The organism is Mesorhizobium maamorense (genome assembly GCF_044998965.1).
Taxonomy (GTDB): domain Bacteria; phylum Pseudomonadota; class Alphaproteobacteria; order Rhizobiales; family Rhizobiaceae; genus Mesorhizobium.
Map to the genome: position 1 here is coordinate 3,578,786 of NZ_CP173356.1, position 17,642 is coordinate 3,596,427.

The window sequence follows — 17,642 nt, forward strand, 5'->3', positions numbered from 1 at the left end:
ACGGTAATGCGCAATGGACTTGAGCCAACCTTCCTTCCGCGGCTTGCCCGACCTCGTGACACCGGTGTGGGACAATGCCGGACGGGATTGTATTTGGCGCGCCTTGCAGAGGATATCGCGGCAAGTCCATAGGCGACTATGGAAAGGTGGGGCTTGGCCGCGAAGTGACGTCCGCTTTTAATCACGGCTCCGCTTTTGGCTTACGTCGATACGGTGGAACCCGCATACAGCCGGAGATTTTTTCAATAGATGTTTGCGTCCAAGGAGTCTGCTACAGCCAATCGCTTCGCTCCTTCATCGAACTTGCCAGCTCTCAGCGAATTGTAAGCGTCCGCTACTCTGCCGATGCCAATTTTGATACGGGCCGAGTCCTCAAATGAGTAGCAAAGTCGTAGAGCGTTCTGTGTCGGCTGCCCAGGAAACGACAGCCGCCCGGAATAGGCTTTTACTCCAAAACGAGGGCAGAGACCTGCCAGCACATCAGCGTCCACGTCGGGTGGAAGCTCGACCCAAAGGAAATAACCGCCTGACGGCTTTCTGACAGTCGCTGCCGGCAACAACGAAGCCAGGCTATCAACCATCGCGTCACGATGGGCACGCAGCTCCTCGATCAGAGTTTTGATATGTCCATCGATCTGATTGGTGCGCAGGAGTTCGGCAAAGATCCTTTGGTTAAAGGGACTGGTCCCGCCATCGGCTTTGTAGGTTGCTATGCGCTTTATGATGGTTGGTTCGGCGATAACCCACCCGATCCGCAGGCCCGGGGCGACAATTTTCGAGGCGGTTCCCAGGGCAACCACCACGCCCGTGGCGTCGAGGCTTTTGGTGGGTGCCACGGGTTCGCCTTCAAAGCGTATTCGACGATACGGATCATCCTCGATAATGAGAAAACCGAAGCGTTCCGCCAGCGCGACAAGATGACGACGGCGATCAAGGCTTGTTGTGATGCCTGTTGGGTTATGAAAGTCAGGGACGTCGAAAAGAAGCTTGGGTAGAGGCTCGCCAAGCGCTTGAGCCTCGACAAGCCTGGCTTCCAGGTCTTCGGTGTCGATACCATCTTCATCCTGACGGATAGCCAGGAATTCGACGTCGTGCGTTCGCAAAATACTGAGTGCTGTCATGTAGGTGGGAGCCGTGACGATGACCCTGTCTCCCGAGAATAGGAATGCACGGCAGGTCAGATCCAAGCCATGCTTCGCGCCATTGACGATCATGACGTTGTCACGATGGCAAACAACACCGTCTTCCCTGACATAGCTGACGATCAGGTCCCGCAGATCATCCAGACCCAGCACGTCGGTGTACTGCATGGTTTCGGAGCGGTATGTGCTCGCGGCAATCGCCGCTTCACGCGTCACGTCCGGCAGACAGGCTGGGAAGGCGTAGCCACCCGACAAGTCGACAATATCGTTGTAGAGCAAGGGCTGGTTCTCCCGTTGGACAGATGGTCGGGGCTCGGAGGCAGCCGCTGTATTGGCAAGCGGCCCTGCTGGCGTTCACATGACTCTGCTGAGGAATGACCGGGTCCGCTGCTGTTGCGGTGAGCGGAGCATCTTCTCGGCGGGGCCGCTTTCCACGATCTCGCCCTCGACCATGAAGTGAATGGTGTCTGCAACCTCGCGGGCAAAGCCCATCTCGTGGGTCACCACAATCATCGTCATTCCGTCTTTGGCGAGGTCTTTCATCGCGGCGAGCACTTCGCCCACGAGCTCCGGATCGAGAGCCGAGGTTGGCTCATCGAACAGCATCAGGCGGGGGTTCATCGCCAGGGCGCGAACGATCGCGACGCGCTGTTGTTGCCCACCGGAAAGCTGCGCGGGAAACTGGTGAAGCTTTTCCGTGAGGCCGACCTTCGCCAACAGCTCGCGGGCATGATCACCTGCTTGGGCTTTTGTTGTCTTGCGCAATGTCACCGGGGCTTCGACGATGTTTTCCAGCACGGTCATGTGCGGAAATAGATTGAAGCGTTGAAACACCATGCCGATGCCGGCTCTTTGCCGAGCCAGTGCTCCTTCGTCGAGCTCATGGAACTTGCCGGCGCGCAGCGCAAAGCCCATTGGCTGTCCGGCGACGAAAATCATGCCGGCGTCCTGTTTTTCCAGTCGGTTGACGCATCGCAACAGCGTCGACTTTCCAGCACCGGAGGGGCCGATGATGCAGGCAACTTCACCGTCACGGACGTCCAGTCGGACATCCTTCAGAACAGCCGTGCCGCCGTAGGATTTGCTGACGTTCCTGATCTCAACGATGTTGTCAGTCATGGCGTGCAGCACCTTGCTTCCCCGCTGGAAAGGCCCGGGTTCGCCAGGCTGCGATCTTCACTGTGCCGAAAAAGCTCTGTTTGGGGCGGTCGACAAATCCGCGGGAGTAGCGGCGCTCGATATAATGCTGCGCGATGTTGGCCAGCGTGGTCAGCAGCAGGTACCAGAGACTTGCCACGGCGAGCAGTTCGAGGATCCGGAAGTTCTCGTTGTAGATGCGGGTAGCCTGCGTCAGCAGATCGCCCGCCGCGATCACAGATACCAGCGACGATGTCTTCAACAGCGAGACGAACTGGTTGCCTGTTGGTGGGATAATCACACGCAGGGCCTGCGGAAGGACGATACGACTCATGACCTTGGATGGGGGCAGTCCGAGCGCTTTGGCCGCTTCCCTCTGACCGTCGTCGACGCTCAGAATGCCGGCTCGTACAATCTCCGACATATATGCGCTTTCGTTCAGGCCGAGACCTAGAAGCGCTGTCACGGCGGGCGTCATGAGGCTGTTGGTGGAGACGTGGAAGAGGATGTCACCTCCCGGCAACGCCAAGGTGATCGCCGGAAAGATGATGCCGATGTTGAACCAGAATATGAGCTGGACGAGCACCGGCGTTCCGCGAAAGAACCAAATGAAAAGGCCGGATGCGGCGCTCATCACCGGATTGTCCGAAATCCGCATTACGGCGAGCGCGACTCCCAGAACCAGACCGAAGAGCATCGATCCACATGTCACATAGATAGTGATGAGGACGCCCGAAATAATCCGCGGCTCGAACAAGTAGTCGGCAACCGACTGAAACGAGAAGACGGGGTTTTGCGAAACATGTGCCGCCACCGCCGCCGCCAGAGCGAGCATGATGATCGTGGATATCCAACGCCATGGATGCCGCCGGCGGACGATGGGAAATTCTGAAACAGTCATTGGTTTTTCTGCTGTGCTACAGGGCTCTCAAGCGGGCCGAAGGCGTTCGCTCGCTAATCGGCCCGCTATTGGAGACTATTTTGACGCGCCGTTGTAGCCAGCTTTCTCAATGCCCATTTCTGCCACGCCGTATTTGTCGAGGATCTTGCCATACTCGCCACTGGCAATGATGGCGTCGAGACCTTTGACAAGTGCGTCCCGCAGGGCGGTGTTGTCCTTGTAGACGGCCATACCGTAAGGGGCCTCAGAAAACTGCCCACCGGCCAGCGCGAGTTTCCCGCCGGATTGCTCCACCTGATAGGCTGACAGGGGATAATCATGGATGATGATGTCGGCACGGCCATTCTGGAGCTGCAGCATGGACTGCGTCGCTTCAGGAAATTCGTTGACAATGACAGGTTGACGTCCTTCGGCAACACACTTTTCCGACTGAGCTTTCGCGTAAGAGGTGGCTACATCGCCGGTTTGGGACGCTACGATCAAACCGCAGATATCGTCGAGTTTGCCGACGTTCTTGGGATTGCCCGCCTGTACGATGATGCCCGAGCCGACATTGGCATAATTGACAAAATCCACCACCTTCTCGCGTTCGACCGTATCGGTGATGCCGGTCATGCCGACATCAAAACGCTTGGCGGTCACACCGGGGATGATGCTGTCGAATTTAATGTTGATCCAGTTGACCTTGAGGCCGAGGTTTTTTGCCACAGCCTCTATGATGTCGGCATCAATGCCGACATAGGCGCCACTTTGGTCGACCGAGACGATCGGCGGAAACGAGGCCGTGGCGGCAACGGTGAGCGTGCCTTCCTTAATGACACCCAGATCTTCAGCCCACCCATAGGCGGTAGCCCCGATAGCAACACAACCGGCCAAGGCCATTTTTAAAAAGCACTGTCTGGCAGTTCGGGCTGCCGGCGCTTTTGAGTGGTCATTCTCGAACGAAAGTGAATTCATCGTGCTCGTTCCCTTTTCTATAAGTTCTTGTTTTGGCATACAGCTATTGGAAACAGCTAATGGGCTGGATTTTTCTCATGTTTTCACTTGCATTTGCGTATGTCCAATTGGAAGTTTGTGTGGAACGATAAGGTTCCCTTATAGAGGATAGTGCATGAATCTCAGGCAGCTTGAAGCGTTCCGTGCCGTCATGGTTGCCGGCAGCATGGTCGGTGCGGCGCACATGCTGCGGGTCTCCCAGCCAGCTGTCAGCCAACTCATTCGTCAGTTTGAACGTCAAAGCGGAATTCAGCTTTTCCAACGGCGAAACGGAAGGATCTTCCCAACCTCGGAAGCAAGCATTCTCTTCGGGGAGTCTGAACGCGTTTACGCAGGTGTAAAGAAGATCGAACGGGTTGCGGAAGGTCTTCGCTTCAACCGTTATGGAACGCTGCGCATCGCCGGGTTCCCGGCAATCAGCCGACAGGTTTTGCCTCAAATCATTGCCGGATATTGCAAAGACAAGCCCGAAGTGAATGTGTCGCTGGATTCCGTGCAATCGCGGAACGTGTCCGATCTGATTGTGCGGCAAGACGCTGACCTCGCACTATCAGTGCTTCCTAGTGATCGCGATGAGGTTGAAGCGGTCCATATCGGCACACTCCAGGCCCTCTGCGTCGTACCGCAATCGCATCGCCTGGCAGGCTCTGCCAGGATAAGCGCGAAAGATCTCGGCGGTGAGCCTTTCATCTCACTCGGACGAAACGATCAATCCCGACTGGCAATCGACAAGGCTTTTGAATCCCTTGGCGTTGTCCGAAGGCTTCATATCGAAACCACCCAATCCGACACCGCCTGCAGCTTTGTCGCGGAGGGCTGCGGAATATCGATCGTCGATCAGCTCACCATGTCCTGGTATAAGGACGAGCGCATCGTCGCGATCCCATTCGAGCCGAGCATTTCGTTCAAAGTCTGGCTGTTCCGTGCGCGGTTGAGCAAACAATCGCGGTTGTTGGAAGATTTTTCGAGCTTTCTACAGATTCAGATTGCCGCGAACTTCGGCAGCCGAGTGGCGTCGGGCACCCAATAATGGCTGCTTTCGGGGTAGGCAACGGTCACACCCGAATGTCTGACAATGGGCGCAAAGCTGCCGTTCGGTATAAGATAAAAGCGGTCAGCGAATGCTGGATCAGCTTCTTGAATCATTTTGGGCGAACCGCTTCGTAACCTCCTGACAGATAACGGTCATGTTTAGTCTCTGAGGGTCATCGTTTTCTACGGGAAAACAATACGTTAGTAGCTGGTTCGCCAAACCTTTTCCTTCGTATTCTCTCGTATGGTCTGGCGAACCAAAGGACCAAAAAGACGACTAGTTTCTCTGAGAGCGGTGCCTCAGTTCTAACCACAAAGAAGGTAGTCATGCATTTTGATGATAGCGTTATGAGCGCGGCCGCATTCGTCACGAAAGCGGGTTGACCGTCTCGATATGGTCTGGAGGGAAAGCTGACCTTGCATCAAGCTCAGCCCGACGCGGCTTAAATCAGTGGCAAACAACGGCTGACGAACTGTCCGGCCTTGGCGTGCTGATGGGCAGCGCTATCCAGGCGATCCCGAGAGCGGCATGGCAGCGCTGAAGCTGGACTTTTCGCTTGTCGAAGGTCGGCACGCGATCTGTGCCGGCAGTTGCGCTGCAAGTTCGGACAGCGTGGTCCGGGACGCCCGGAAACTCTCCCTGCGAGGCCTGCTCATTACCTTGCCGCTCTGCATACGCTGACCATCACGTTCTTCCCAAACTGGCCTCGCGCGCTGGCGGCGGAAATACCCGACTTGCAAAGCTCGCTGATCCCGGATCGAGGCGGGATCGAAGCAAACCTGTCCGCGCTGACAGATGGGAAGGCTGGCTTCTTCCTGACCTATGCGCATCCTGATGTGGCGTTTTACCTCGACCGCGAGCGCTTCGATTTCAGAAACTCTCGTGTCTCGCCAGCGTTGACCATTGGTTCGCGACAAGCAATCGAGAACGCATTCTCAAAACTCACGGCGCTTCTGCGCTCCAAAGCAGCGCGACTCATCAAGGCGCTGTGGGGCGCAGTCGGTTCGATCGTCGAGCTGCTCTCAGGGTGAGTGCCAAAACTACTTCCACGCCACAGGATATGATCCGGATTAAGCGGACATGCTCCAGCCAAGAAGCGGCGGAGAAAGGTCGGCCGGAAGAATGTTCACCACAGGATCGCGCGCCAGTCTGGAGGCGTGCTCCTTCTTCGCCTCGATCAACACGGCAGCGTCGCTCAGCAGATCCGCCCCGGTGGCTGCCATCACCTTCGAAACATGCACCATTCCCTTATGGGCATGAGGCGATTTGCCTTGGGCTGTGACCTGCCAGGTGTGAAGCGGCGTCCCGATCGCCATAGTGGCGCCATAAGCCTGGACCGTCGGTATCTTCCAACTCACGTCTCCCACATCAGTCGATCCGAGCATCTGCTTGCCGTTCGATCCGACTCCAATGATGCGGTCGCACAATGCCGTTGCGCCGGGCTCCAGCCCGAACATCGCATATGCCGACTGCACATGATCCTGCGTCAGACTTGCCTGTATCCGTTGCGCGAAGGCCTCGTCCTCCGCGTCGAATTCCGGTGGCCCGAGCATTTCGAAATTGCGGGCCAAGCCCGCTCCAACACGCGATTCCCAAGCAAGCTGTTCATGGCGCACACGAGGCGCACTTTACTGTGGTCTCACTCATCAGGGCAGCGCCATCGGCGATGCCCTTGACACGGTCGACAAGCGCCACGACTTCGCCGGCGCGTGGCGATCGCACGATGTAACGCACCGTCGCCTGAACCTGTACGATGTTGGGCGCCGGCCCACCTGCGTCGAGATAGGCATAGTGAAGCCGGCAGTCGGAGGGGATATGCTCGCGCAGGTAGTTCGAGCCAACGCTCATCAGCTCGACGGCATCGAGCGCGCTACGCCCAAGGTGCGGTGAGCTAGCAGCATGAGCCGAGCGCCCCGTGAAGGAAAAATCGAGAATGGCATAGGCCAGCGCTGCTGGCTCCATCACGCCGGCGAATGCAAATGGATGCCACGAGATCGCCGCATCCACATCATCGAAAATGCCGTCGCGAACCATGAAGGCCTTGCCGGCCCCGCCTTCCTCTGCCGGACAGCCATAGTAGCGCACGCGGCCGGGCAGGTTGCCCGCGGCCAGCCATTCCTTCACCGCCGTGGCGGCGAGCATCGCACCGGACCCCAGAAGGTTGTGGCCGCAGCCATGGCCTGGCCCGTTTCCTGCGAGAGGCCGATGTTCCGCCGCGCCAGCCTCCTGGCTGAGTTCCGGCAGCGCATCGAACTCTCCGAGGAAGGCTATTACCGATCCGCCCTCCCCCGATTCTCCCATGACTGCGGTCGGCATTCCGGCGAGCCCCGTCTCGACCCGAAAACCCTGCTCCCGCAGCATGCGCGCATGCTCCTGTGACGAGCGGTGTTCCTGATAGTTGAGTTCGGGCGTTCCCCACACCCTGTCGCTCAGCTCAACAAAGCGCCTGGCCAATGCCTCAACGTGCCCCCAGACGGCAGGACTATTGCTCATGTCGTCCCCGCTCAGACAGCTACGGTCTTGTGTTCGATGTAGTGGTTGATCGCCTCGGGACCGAATTCGCGTCCGATCCCACTGCGCTTGAAGCCGCCGAATGGCGACAGGAGATCGGAGGCCGCGTTGTTGACGGTCACGCCGCCGGTTCGGATGCGACGCGCGACCTCCAATCCTCGATCAGGATCCGAGGTCCACACCGAACCCGACAGGCCATAGATAGAGTCGTTCGCGAGCCGAACGGCATCGTCCACGCCGTCGTAGGGAATGACGCACACGACCGGGCCGAAGATTTCCTCCTGAGCGATGCGCGAGGCGTTATTGACATTGGCAAAAATCGTGGGCTTGACGAAGGCGCCGTGATTGATGCCTTCCGGCATCCCCAGCCCTCCGGCGGCAAGATCGGCTCCGCTTTCGATGCCCGCAGCGATGAAGTCGAGCACACGCTGACGCTGGCGTTCCGCCACGAGCGGCCCCAGAAAAGTCTCAGGATCCGCCGGATCGCCAATCGTCATGCCAGAGACATTGTCCACAAGCGCGTCGACAAAGGCATCGTGGCGCCGGCGCGGCACGAGGATACGCGTTTGCGCGACGCAGACCTGCCCATTGTTGGGAAAGGAACGATAGCGGAGCGCATCGACTGTCTGGCCGATATCAGCATCGTCCAGCACGATTGCCGCGGATTTGCCACCGAGCTCGAGGCTGACGCGCTTCAGTTGTGCGCCCGCCAGGCTGGCGATGCGGCCGCCGGCAGCAGTGGAGCCGGTGAAGCCGATCTTGTCCACGCCCGGATGCGTCACCAGATATTCGCTTACCTCCCGGTGAGCGACCAGGATGCTCAGGACACCCTCCGGCAGTCCCGCCTCACTGAACAACTCGCCCAGATACTGGCCGTCAATCGCGGTTTCCGGCGCCAGCTTCAGGATCACCGTGCAGCCGGCGAGCAGGGCCGGAAAGAGCTTCGCCAGAGCGACCTGATGTGGCGCGTTCCACGGGATGACAGCGGCGACCACGCCTACCGGGTCACGGACCCAAACTGCGTTGCCCCGGGGATAGCCAGCGCGATGCACTTCCCAAGGATACCCCTCGGCGGCAACCACATAGGCTTGGCCCTGATCACGAATGAGGGTCTGGATGGCTTTGGCAAACCAGGCCGGCGCGCCCATCTCCGCCGTCACCAAACCGGCGAACTCGTCGGAGCGGGTCTCGTAGAATTCCGCGAACCTGCGGATAACAGCAATACGGTCGACCACCGGCATGCGCGGCCAAGCGCCCTCGTCGAATGCCTTGCGCGCCGTCGCGACCGCAAGATCCACGTCGGCCTGCGCTGCCAGCGGCACCGCGCCGACCTGGCTTCCGTCGTAGGGCGAGCGGACCTCGATGAAATCGGCGCCCAGGGGATCCACGCGCCTGCCGCCGACGAAGTTCTGCGTGAAATTCCGCGTCATGATAAACTAGTTCTCCGCTACGGATGGATGAGGTCGGCCGCACGCTCGCCGATCATGATCGCCGTCGCGTTGGTGTTGCCGGCGATATGACGCGGGAAGATCGAGGCATCCGCGACCCAGAGCCCTTCGGTGCCGTGTACGCGAAGCTCCGGGCTGACGACCGCGTTTTCGTCCGATCCCATCCGGCAAGTGCCCACCGGATGCAGGAACGGCACCGTGGCCTTGCGCGCATAGGCTTCGTCCGCGGCAGGCCCCGCGCCTTCAGCCGGCACGTCGATGAGCTCGCGCACATGGCTGCCGAACGGGGGCGTCGAAGCGAGCCTGCGTATCCAATCCAAGCCGCGCAGCACGCAGGCAACGTCGTCTGGATGGTCGAGCAGGCGCGGATAGATCGCCACCGGCTGTCGCGGATCGCTGGAACGAAGCTCGAGGTGGCCGGTGCTCTTGGGATAGTTGACGTTGGCCAGGATGGTAACAAGGTTGCGCGTCGGCACGTGCAAACGGCCGTTGTCGTTGAAGTATCCGAAGGGGAAGAGATGGAACTGGAGGTCCGGTATCTTCCTATCCGGCGTCGATTTCAGGAAGGCGAGCACCTGGGCGGTGGGCACGCTCAACACACCGTTGCGCGAGAGAATCCATTCGGCGAATGCTTTTGCCCGTCCGATCGGCGATGCATAGGCATTCCCCGTCTTGACGTTCATCTCCGCACGGACATAGAGGCCCGGATGTTCCATCAGGTTGCGGCCGACCTCGGGACTTGCGATCCGCACGCCAATCCCATGGGGGGTCAGTTGGTCCGGATCGCCGATGCCAGAGAGCATCAGTATCTGCGGCGAGTTGATGGATCCGGCCGACAAGACCACGCCGCGCCGTGCCGTGGCTCGTACCTTCTGGCTGCCGCGCAGAATGTCGACGCCGGTAGCCCGTTTGCCTTCCAGTACGATGCGCTCGACCAACGCATCGTCCATGAATGTGAGCTTGGCGTCACCGAGGCGAGGCAGGATGAAGGCGTCGAATGCCGAGTGACGAACGCCGCCTCTGGTGGAGCCCTGATTCCAGGCGACACCCTCGTGGGATCTTCCGTTGAGGTCTGGGTTCAGGGGGACGCCCGCATTGACGAAGCTGTCGATGAACTTGGCCGATATCGGGTGCTTCCAGCGTAAGGCCGACACCCGGAGAGGTCCCATGCCGCCGCGATAGGCATTATCCTTGTCGTTATCGGCGGTCTCCATCTTGCGGAAATAGGGAAGCACCGAATTCCATCCCCATCCCTTGTTGCCCATCGCCTCCCAGGCGTCGTAGTCGGCCGCGGCGCCGCGAATGAAGATCATGCCGTTGATGGCCGAGGATCCGCCCGGAACGCGCCCCCGTGGCCATGATTCCTGCAGACCATTGCGACTGGGATCCGGCTCGGTCACGTAATTCCAGTCGTAGCGGACGTTGCCGATCGTATGCATCAGCGCGGCCGGCACGCGTGTCAGATGCAGCTTTTCGCTTTTGCCCGCCTCGAGGAGAAGGACACTCGCGCCCTTTTCGACGAGACGCGCTGCGAGCGGTGAGCCGGCGCTGCCAGACCCTACGACAATGTAATCGAATTCCATAGTGGACGTGCTCATCAGAAATTTGAGGCGGGCGCGGCAAGCCGCATCGCGCTGCCGGACGCGGTTGGAAATCTAGCTATCCTCACGATGCCCTCACATCCACGGCGGGCATCCTCACCGGTGCGGCGGCTCCGGCGGTGACAAGATGGCAGGCAGCATAGTCGTCGCCGCTGCGCTTCATCAGCTTGGGGTCCTCGCTCACGCAACGCGCGAAGGCGAAGGGGCAGCGTGTGCGGAAACTGCAGCCCGGAGGGATGTCGATCGGATCGGGCGGTTCGCCTTCCAGCAGGTAGGTCCCGGTATCGTAAGGCTTGTGCTCAATGGCTGGCACCGCGCTGAGCAATGCCCGCGTATAGGGGTGCGCGGGATCGAAAAACGTGGCCCTGTTGCCGGCAAGTTCCGCCACGCGCCCGAGATACATGACGGCTACGCGGTTGCAGACGCGGCGAACCATGCTCAGATCGTGGGAGATATAGACATAAGTGATGCCGTGCCGGTTCTGCAGCCCCTCGAACAGGTCCAGCAACTTGCCCTGCTCGACCTGATCGAGCGCGGACAAGGTCTCGTCGAGAATGAGCAGTTCCGGCTCCAGCACCATGGCGCGCGCGATATTGACACGTTGGCGCTGACCGGCGCTGAGGCCCACCGGCAATCTGTCCGTAAGGTCGGACCGCAGGCCAACCTCGTTCATCGTCGCCGCCACGCGTTCCCTGATCTCCTTCGCGGCCAACCCGCCATGGATACGCAGCGGCTCAGCGATTGTGCGACCGATGCTCAGGTGTGGCGGGATGGCGTTGTAGGGGTCCTGAAGCAGCAGTTGGAATCTGTGGCGCAAGTCCATCAGCTTGCGGCCGCCCAGACGGGCGATGTCTTGTCCCTTGAACAGTATCTGTCCCTTGTTCGGAGCCTCGAGGCGGCTGAGCAGCCGCGACAACGTCGATTTCCCGCAGCCGGATTCGCCCACGATGCCGAGATTGTCACCCTTGTAGACGTCGAACGAGACGCCGCGTACGGCCTGCACCACGCGATGCGCGAACAGCCTCTGGCGATCCTTGGTGGAGTAGGAGCGATAGACGTCACGTACCGAGAGGATGACTTCGCGCTTGTCGTCCACAGCTTCTTCCGGCGCGGCCGCCGTCGGTTGGGCATTCCATATGCGAGGCAGGCTCCCGATGAGATTGCGGGTGTAGCTGTGGTCCGGCTTCTCGATGAGGCTGCGCGTGTCACGACATTCGACCACCCGGCCATCGGCCAGCACCAGAATGTTGTCCGCAATCTCGTTCAGCACCCCGAGCGCCGAGGAGACGAATATGATCGCTGTCGAGAAGTCGCGCTGCAGATCGCGCAGGAGGCGCAGGATCTGGGCCGCCACTGTCACGTCGAGCGGCTGCGTGATGTTGTCCGCCACCAGCAAGTCCGGATTCGTGACGAGCGCGTCGACGATCAGTACACGCTGCATCATGCCGCCGCTGAACTGGAACGGAAATTCGTGGAAGCGCTGCGCCGGCGAGGGAATGCGCACCGCATCCAGCACCCGCAATACGCGGGCCCTCGCGTCGGCGGTCGAGATACCAGGCTCAACGGCGCGAAGCTTCTCTATGATCTGCTGGCCGACCGGAATGGTGGGATCGAGCGCGCTGCCTGGGTCCGAGCCGATGTAGGCTACCTTGCGGCCGCGCAGCTTCTGCATCTCGGCGGGCGGAAGGCCGAACAGATTGCGCCCACGGTAGGCGATACTTCCACCCGTCGGCAGAAGCGGTGGGCTTATCCAGTTCACCAGTGCGCGCGACAGGACCGTTTTGCCGGAGCCGCTTTCGCCGATGATGCCCAGGACTTCGTTCTTCGAGACCGAAAGATCGACGTTGCGCAGGATCGCGCGCCGACCACCGGCAGCCGTGGCGAGATCGATCGAGAGGTCCGAGACCTCGAGGATTTTGGCACTTTCCGCGCTCATAGAACCCCCTGCAGGAATTTGTTACGGGAGCGTTCGAGAGCGCCACCCATCAGGTTGATGCCGCACAGCGACGCTGCCAGCAGCAGGCCGGGTATGGTGGTGATCCACCAGGCATTCATGAGATATTTCGTGCCGTCGGCGATTATGGTGCCGAAGGTCGGCGTAGGCGGCTGGATGCCGATGCCTATAAACCCCAGGATCGCCTCGAATATCATCATGCGCGCGACGTCGAGCACGGCCACGAAAGCTATAGGCGGCAAAGTGTTGGGCGCGATGTGCACAAGCAAAATGCGCAGGTCCGAGGCGCCCAGTATCTTGGCAGCGCGCACATATTCCTTTCGCCGTTCCGACATGGTGACGCTGCGCGCTATGCGGGCGTAGCCCGGCCAGCCAGCGAGGATGAACACCAGAATCACCGACATCGGTGTCGGCCGTGTCACGCCGAGGATCGTGATTGCCAGAATGATGACTGGGATGGACATCTGCGCGTCGGTGATGCGCATCAGGATGAGACTGGTCCAGCCGCCGGCATAGCCCGCCAGCATTCCGATCGCCGAACCTATGACGAACATGCCGATGACGCTGGCAATGCCGATCATCAATGCGTTCCGCAGCCCTATCAGCGAACGTGCCAGAAGATCGCGGCCGAGCTGATCTGTGCCAAACATATGCGGCCAGACCCAGCCTTGCTCCGGGAAGGGCGGTGAGAATTTCAGCCCCACGCTGAACTTTGTCGCCGAAAGCCCGAGCAATGTGGGCGCGACGACCGACAGTAGCAGGAGGCCGAGGAATATCACCGCACCCACCCTGAACTCCGCCGTCCTCGCGGCATTCAGGAAAATGCTGGCGCCCAGGCTGCGCGACTTCGCCGGCTGGCTGGCAGTGGTTTCGACGATGGCTTGCTCCGACATCAGTACTGCAGCCTTCTGTCTATCGTGGTCGAGGCGAAATCGACCAATATGTTCACAAGTACGAGCGCGACGCAGGAGAAGATTGCGATCGCCTGGATGATGGGAAAGTCGCGCTGGAACACTGCATTGATCATCAGCAGACCGATGCCTGGATAGTTGAAGAGATACTCGATGACGAAGAGACCACCGAGGATCAGACCCACCGCCTGAATGCCGAGAAGGTTGAGCAACGGAATGGATGAGTTGCGCAGCACATGCGCGGCGATCATCCGCGCACGCGTCAGGCCGCGTATCTGACCTACGGACACATAGGGATCGAGGAGGTTCGACGACACGGACACCGACAGGGAGCGCACGATCACCGGAATGAGTTCAACCGCGAGGACCAGCGCCGGCAGTATGGCATAGGTCCAGTTCTGATAACCGATCGCGGGAAGCCATCCGGTTTTGGCTGACAGCAGGAAAATGAACACAAGTCCAAGCCAGACATTGGGCAATGAAACCAGCACTGAGCTCAGATAGAGCGCGAAGCGATCCGGCCATCTCCCGGCATTGAGCCCGGCCCAGACACCGAGCGGCAAGGCGACAGCCAGCGAGATCAGAAAAGCGAGGCCGGCCAGCAGGAGGCTGAAGGGCAAGGTCGTGACGATAAGCCCGATCACAGACGCTCGATTGCTCGCATCGAAAGTCGATTCACCGCGAGAACCGCCAGTGCTGCCGCCTTGAGCGCTTCGCACGAAGGAGCGTCCGAAATCGCCTTGCAGAACGTGTCCCATATAGCGACCGAACTGAACGATTATCGGGTCGCGCAATCCAAGATCCTTGGCGGTTTGCTCCGCGACCGAGGGCGACACCATCGGCCCCAGCATGAGCCGCACGGGATCTCCGGGCACGACACGCAGCAACGTGAAGATCAGCAGCGCGATGGTAACGACGATGATCGCGCCCTGGGCCAGGCGGCGGATGAGAAAATCTATGGCAAACAGCATGGAGTCCGTCTCGTGCGGGGAGAGTGGCGGCGTTGGCCGGTAAGAATCCGGCGCCGCCTGTTCCTTGCGTCAGACCAGATCGGCTTTGGACAAGTCGATCGGCCCGTAAGGGAGGTAGACGGCGCCCTCAAGGCTCTTGGATGCGCCATGGAAGGTGAGCGCAGAGAATAACGAGAAGCTCGGAACCTTCTTCGCCATCGTCGGGAAGGTTTCCTCGGTAAGAATCTTCAGGCGCTCTTCCGGATTGGGTGCCTTGCGCTCCTTGTCGAGCGCCGCATCGATCTCGGGATCGTTAATGCCGCTGATGAGCGCGGCACTCGAATGCCAGTTCGGCCGCAGCACAAGGTCCGGCTCCGGCGAGGGCGTCATCCAGCCCACGTCGCACATATGGCCCTGACCCTGTCCGTCCGCTCGCCGATAGATGGCGACTTCCCATGCGGCCGGCTCAAGGACGGTAAGCTGGACATTGAAGCCCTGCTCCTGGAGCATGGCGGTGATCAGCTCGCCATATTCCTTCGTCTTCGGATAGAAGCCGATCGACGTGATGTATTCGAGCTGCGGCAGGCCTTCGCCTTTCGGGAAGCCGGCTTCCGCGAGCAGGCGCTGCGCCTCCTCCGGATTGTAGTCGGGATAACCCTCGATATCCTTGAAGCCGAACTTCATTGGCGAGATGTAGCAGCTGGTGGGCAGCGCCGCGTCACCCATGAGTTCCAGGATCTGCTTGCGGTCGATCGAATGGCATGCCGCGAGGCGGATGCGAGGATCATCGAATGGCGGCTTGTTGCAGCGGAAGTGCAGATACTTGTTCTCTGTCGTCAGGCCCTTGCGGGTGACGACCTTGGGGTTGCCCTGAAGCGAGGCGTACTGCTCTGGCTCGAGGCGCTCGGCGATATGATACTGGCCGTTGAGCAAGCCTAGGACACGTGTATTGGCGTCGGGCACGTAGGCGTAGATCACCTCATCGACTTTCGGACGGCCGCCGAAATAATCGTCATTGGCGGCCAGCACGTTCTGGTCGCCGTTGGTGGCAACATATTTGAACGCGTTGGTGCCGTTCGGGCGCTTTTCCAGGCTCTTGGGATCGGCGACATCCTTGGCCGACAGAACCGGTATCACACTCGAGATGAACCACCAGGCGGAAGCCGGATAGCCGTACTTCCCGGTGTGCAGTCGAACCGTGAGGCGGTCGACGACTTCGACATCAACCTTGCCAGGACAGAATGAGGCGGCCGGGCGCTTCGGATCGGAAGAGTATTCGTAGGTGGCCTTCACATCCTCGGCGCCGAATTCCTTGCCATCGTGGAATTTCACACCATCGCGCAGCTTGAACTCGATCGTGTTCGTGTCGATCAGGGACCAGCTTTCGGCCAGCGCCGGCTCCAGAAGGTCCGCCTCGCCGTCACGCATCGGGGCCCTGGTCAGCGCATTGAACACGAACTTCTCGAAATTGCCCTGCCCGAGCGTGGTGTGGGAGGTCGGGTCCCAGTTGCCGGTAACCGGCCCCATCGAGGCAAGCACGACACTTTTCTTGCCGTCAGCGCGCACTGGCACCGGCATGCCGCCGACCATGCCCGCCACGCCAAGCGCACCAGCCCCTACAATAAGATCTCTACGCGTAACCATTGATGTTCCCCTTTGCTTGCATGCGCGCCTTGCTGGAACGCGCGACTTCGTTATCAATTGCCAAGCCGATCACAGTCCCAGCCTCCACCGCCGGTCCGAAACACTCCATCCATCTCTGGATGTGCAGGAAATGCGCGGCGTCGCAGCCACACTCGGCGATTCAATCGCGGCGCCCGGAAGGGCGCCTTGAAGGGCTCGTCGCGCAACCGATTCGTCCGCCAAAGCCAGAATCAACAAATCGGTCAAAAACATCATTATAGTCGCACCATTCAGAGTCAAGGCAAACCGCTCTGCAAGCGCACAGATTCGTAATCGGATGACATTGAGGCCGCTTAGAGTCAGTCAGATTTGATATAACTGTTGATTTTAAAGGTGAAATTTCTTTCCAAACTCAGCCTGATGCATGCTATGGCTGAACGATTTGGATGTTTTATGAATTTTTGCCGAATTGACGGATCATCGGCCTGAACTTATCATGCCGCAAACGGGAGGCTTGACTTGGTCGCGGAAGCCATTAGCCCAAGGCTGTTGGAGCCGCTCATGTCAGGGAACGCAGATGGGCTGCCCCAGCGGCCGGCGGTAGAATGAGTCCATGAGATTTTCAGAATTCCGGCAGGAAAAGATTCTTGAAATCCTGCGAGCCAACGAACGCGCGAGCGTCAATGCCTTAGCGGAGCGTCTTGAGGTCAGTCCTGAATCCATCAGGCGCGACCTGCGCATCCTTGAAGTCAACGGCTTCGCCCGAAGAGTCTATGGCGGTGCGGTCATCACGCCCAACGAGGCCGACAAGCCCTTCGTCGAACGAAACAAGGTCAACGCGCCGGAAAAGAACCGGATCGCGGAGAAGGCTGCTAGCCTCGTTCGCGACGGGATGAAGATATTCGTCAGTTCCGGCACGACGACGCTCGCCTGCGTGAAGCAGTTGCACAAGCATCAGGACCTGACCATCTTCACAAATTCCATTGCCGTCGCGGCGCACTTCTTTTCGCATGGCTGGGGTACCAGCGTTCGCGTGCTCGGCGGCCCGATGGTGCCGGAGTACCAGGCGACCTTCGGCCACGCGACCATCACCGCGCTCAATGGCCATCGTTTCGATCTGGCGCTGATGGGCGCCAGCGCTGTTCACTACGACCACGGCTTCATGGGCTTCGGCGAGGACGAGGTCGCACTGCACGATGCCGCCAGACTACAGGCTTCCACCACCATCATGGTGGCCGACGCATCGAAGTTCGGACGCTTCGGCTCCGTGCGCGCCTTCGGCCTTGGCGATGCGCATCACGTCATTACGACCAAGGGCGTGGGCGAGGAGTTCGTGCAACGTTTCGACGAACTGGGCGTCGACCTCATCAGGGTCTAGCCAAGGCGCGCATTCCAAAACCTGCCTGCCTCCAAATCTTTTCTTTACACAAGGCAC

13 protein-coding genes and 2 pseudogenes are annotated in these 17,642 nt (G+C 59.8%); 4 read left to right on the forward strand and 11 right to left on the reverse strand.

Annotation, left to right across the window (positions count from 1 at the left end):
* Positions 1–242 precede the first annotated feature (242 nt).
* The 4 genes from ACIU1A_RS18095 to ACIU1A_RS18110 all read right to left on the reverse strand — a co-directional run bounded on the left by ACIU1A_RS18095 (position 243) and on the right by ACIU1A_RS18110 (position 4,137).
* Entirely contained in the window at positions 243–1,421 is a 1,179-nt protein-coding gene (locus ACIU1A_RS18095) for a PLP-dependent aminotransferase family protein (protein ID WP_140656666.1), read from the reverse strand.
* A 75-nt stretch (positions 1,422–1,496) separates the two neighbouring features.
* The gene (locus ACIU1A_RS18100; protein ID WP_140656665.1) at positions 1,497–2,261 is read right to left on the reverse strand and encodes an amino acid ABC transporter ATP-binding protein; all 765 of its coding nucleotides are present in this window, start codon (positions 2,259–2,261) and stop codon (positions 1,497–1,499) included.
* Entirely contained in the window at positions 2,254–3,180 is a 927-nt protein-coding gene (locus tag ACIU1A_RS18105; RefSeq protein WP_404924847.1) for an amino acid ABC transporter permease, read from the reverse strand. The genes ACIU1A_RS18100 and ACIU1A_RS18105 overlap by 8 nt, the downstream gene beginning before the upstream one ends.
* Before the next feature lie 75 nt (positions 3,181–3,255).
* On the reverse strand, positions 3,256–4,137 hold the full coding sequence (locus ACIU1A_RS18110) for an ABC transporter substrate-binding protein (protein ID WP_140656663.1): 882 nt from the start codon (positions 4,135–4,137) through the stop codon (positions 3,256–3,258).
* 154 nt (positions 4,138–4,291) lie between these two features.
* On the opposite strand from ACIU1A_RS18110, the gene ACIU1A_RS18115 reads away from it, so the two are divergent.
* The 3 genes and pseudogenes from ACIU1A_RS18115 to ACIU1A_RS18125 form a co-directional block, all read left to right on the forward strand.
* Complete coding sequence (locus ACIU1A_RS18115) at positions 4,292–5,206, forward strand: LysR substrate-binding domain-containing protein (protein WP_140656661.1); 915 nt, start codon at positions 4,292–4,294, stop codon at positions 5,204–5,206.
* A gap of 531 nt (positions 5,207–5,737) precedes the next feature.
* Entirely contained in the window at positions 5,738–5,890 is a 153-nt protein-coding gene (locus ACIU1A_RS18120; protein WP_404924848.1) for a hypothetical protein, read from the forward strand.
* A gap of 239 nt (positions 5,891–6,129) precedes the next feature.
* Positions 6,130–6,283: pseudogene (locus ACIU1A_RS18125) on the forward strand (IS630 family transposase); the annotation flags it as partial.
* On the opposite strand, the pseudogene ACIU1A_RS18130 reads toward ACIU1A_RS18125, so the two are convergent.
* The 7 genes and pseudogenes from ACIU1A_RS18130 to ACIU1A_RS18160 form a co-directional block, all read right to left on the reverse strand.
* Positions 6,280–7,702, reverse strand: a pseudogene (locus tag ACIU1A_RS18130) (M20 family metallopeptidase). The pseudogenes ACIU1A_RS18125 and ACIU1A_RS18130 sit on opposite strands and share 4 nt — an antisense overlap.
* Before the next feature lie 11 nt (positions 7,703–7,713).
* Positions 7,714–9,108 carry an aldehyde dehydrogenase gene (locus tag ACIU1A_RS18135; protein WP_404924849.1) on the reverse strand — a complete coding sequence of 465 codons (1,395 nt, stop codon included), beginning with the start codon at positions 9,106–9,108 and terminating at the stop codon, positions 7,714–7,716.
* Positions 9,109–9,167: 59 nt separating this feature from the next.
* Positions 9,168–10,766 carry a GMC family oxidoreductase gene (locus ACIU1A_RS18140; protein ID WP_404924850.1) on the reverse strand — a complete coding sequence of 533 codons (1,599 nt, stop codon included), beginning with the start codon at positions 10,764–10,766 and terminating at the stop codon, positions 9,168–9,170.
* Between the two features lie 67 nt (positions 10,767–10,833).
* Positions 10,834–12,705: a dipeptide ABC transporter ATP-binding protein gene (locus ACIU1A_RS18145; protein WP_404924851.1), complete on the reverse strand. Its 1,872-nt coding sequence runs from the start codon at positions 12,703–12,705 to the stop codon at positions 10,834–10,836.
* Entirely contained in the window at positions 12,702–13,616 is a 915-nt protein-coding gene (locus ACIU1A_RS18150; protein ID WP_140672712.1) for an ABC transporter permease, read from the reverse strand. The genes ACIU1A_RS18145 and ACIU1A_RS18150 overlap by 4 nt, the downstream gene beginning before the upstream one ends.
* Positions 13,616–14,602 (reverse strand): ABC transporter permease, encoded by a 987-nt coding sequence (locus tag ACIU1A_RS18155; RefSeq protein ID WP_404927957.1) that lies wholly within the window; start codon positions 14,600–14,602, stop codon positions 13,616–13,618. The genes ACIU1A_RS18150 and ACIU1A_RS18155 overlap by 1 nt, the downstream gene beginning before the upstream one ends.
* Before the next feature lie 72 nt (positions 14,603–14,674).
* Positions 14,675–16,228 carry an ABC transporter substrate-binding protein gene (locus ACIU1A_RS18160; protein WP_140518272.1) on the reverse strand — a complete coding sequence of 518 codons (1,554 nt, stop codon included), beginning with the start codon at positions 16,226–16,228 and terminating at the stop codon, positions 14,675–14,677.
* A gap of 592 nt (positions 16,229–16,820) precedes the next feature.
* On the opposite strand from ACIU1A_RS18160, the gene ACIU1A_RS18165 reads away from it, so the two are divergent.
* Positions 16,821–17,585 (forward strand): DeoR/GlpR family DNA-binding transcription regulator, encoded by a 765-nt coding sequence (locus ACIU1A_RS18165; RefSeq protein WP_404924852.1) that lies wholly within the window; start codon positions 16,821–16,823, stop codon positions 17,583–17,585.
* Positions 17,586–17,642: the final 57 nt, after the last annotated feature.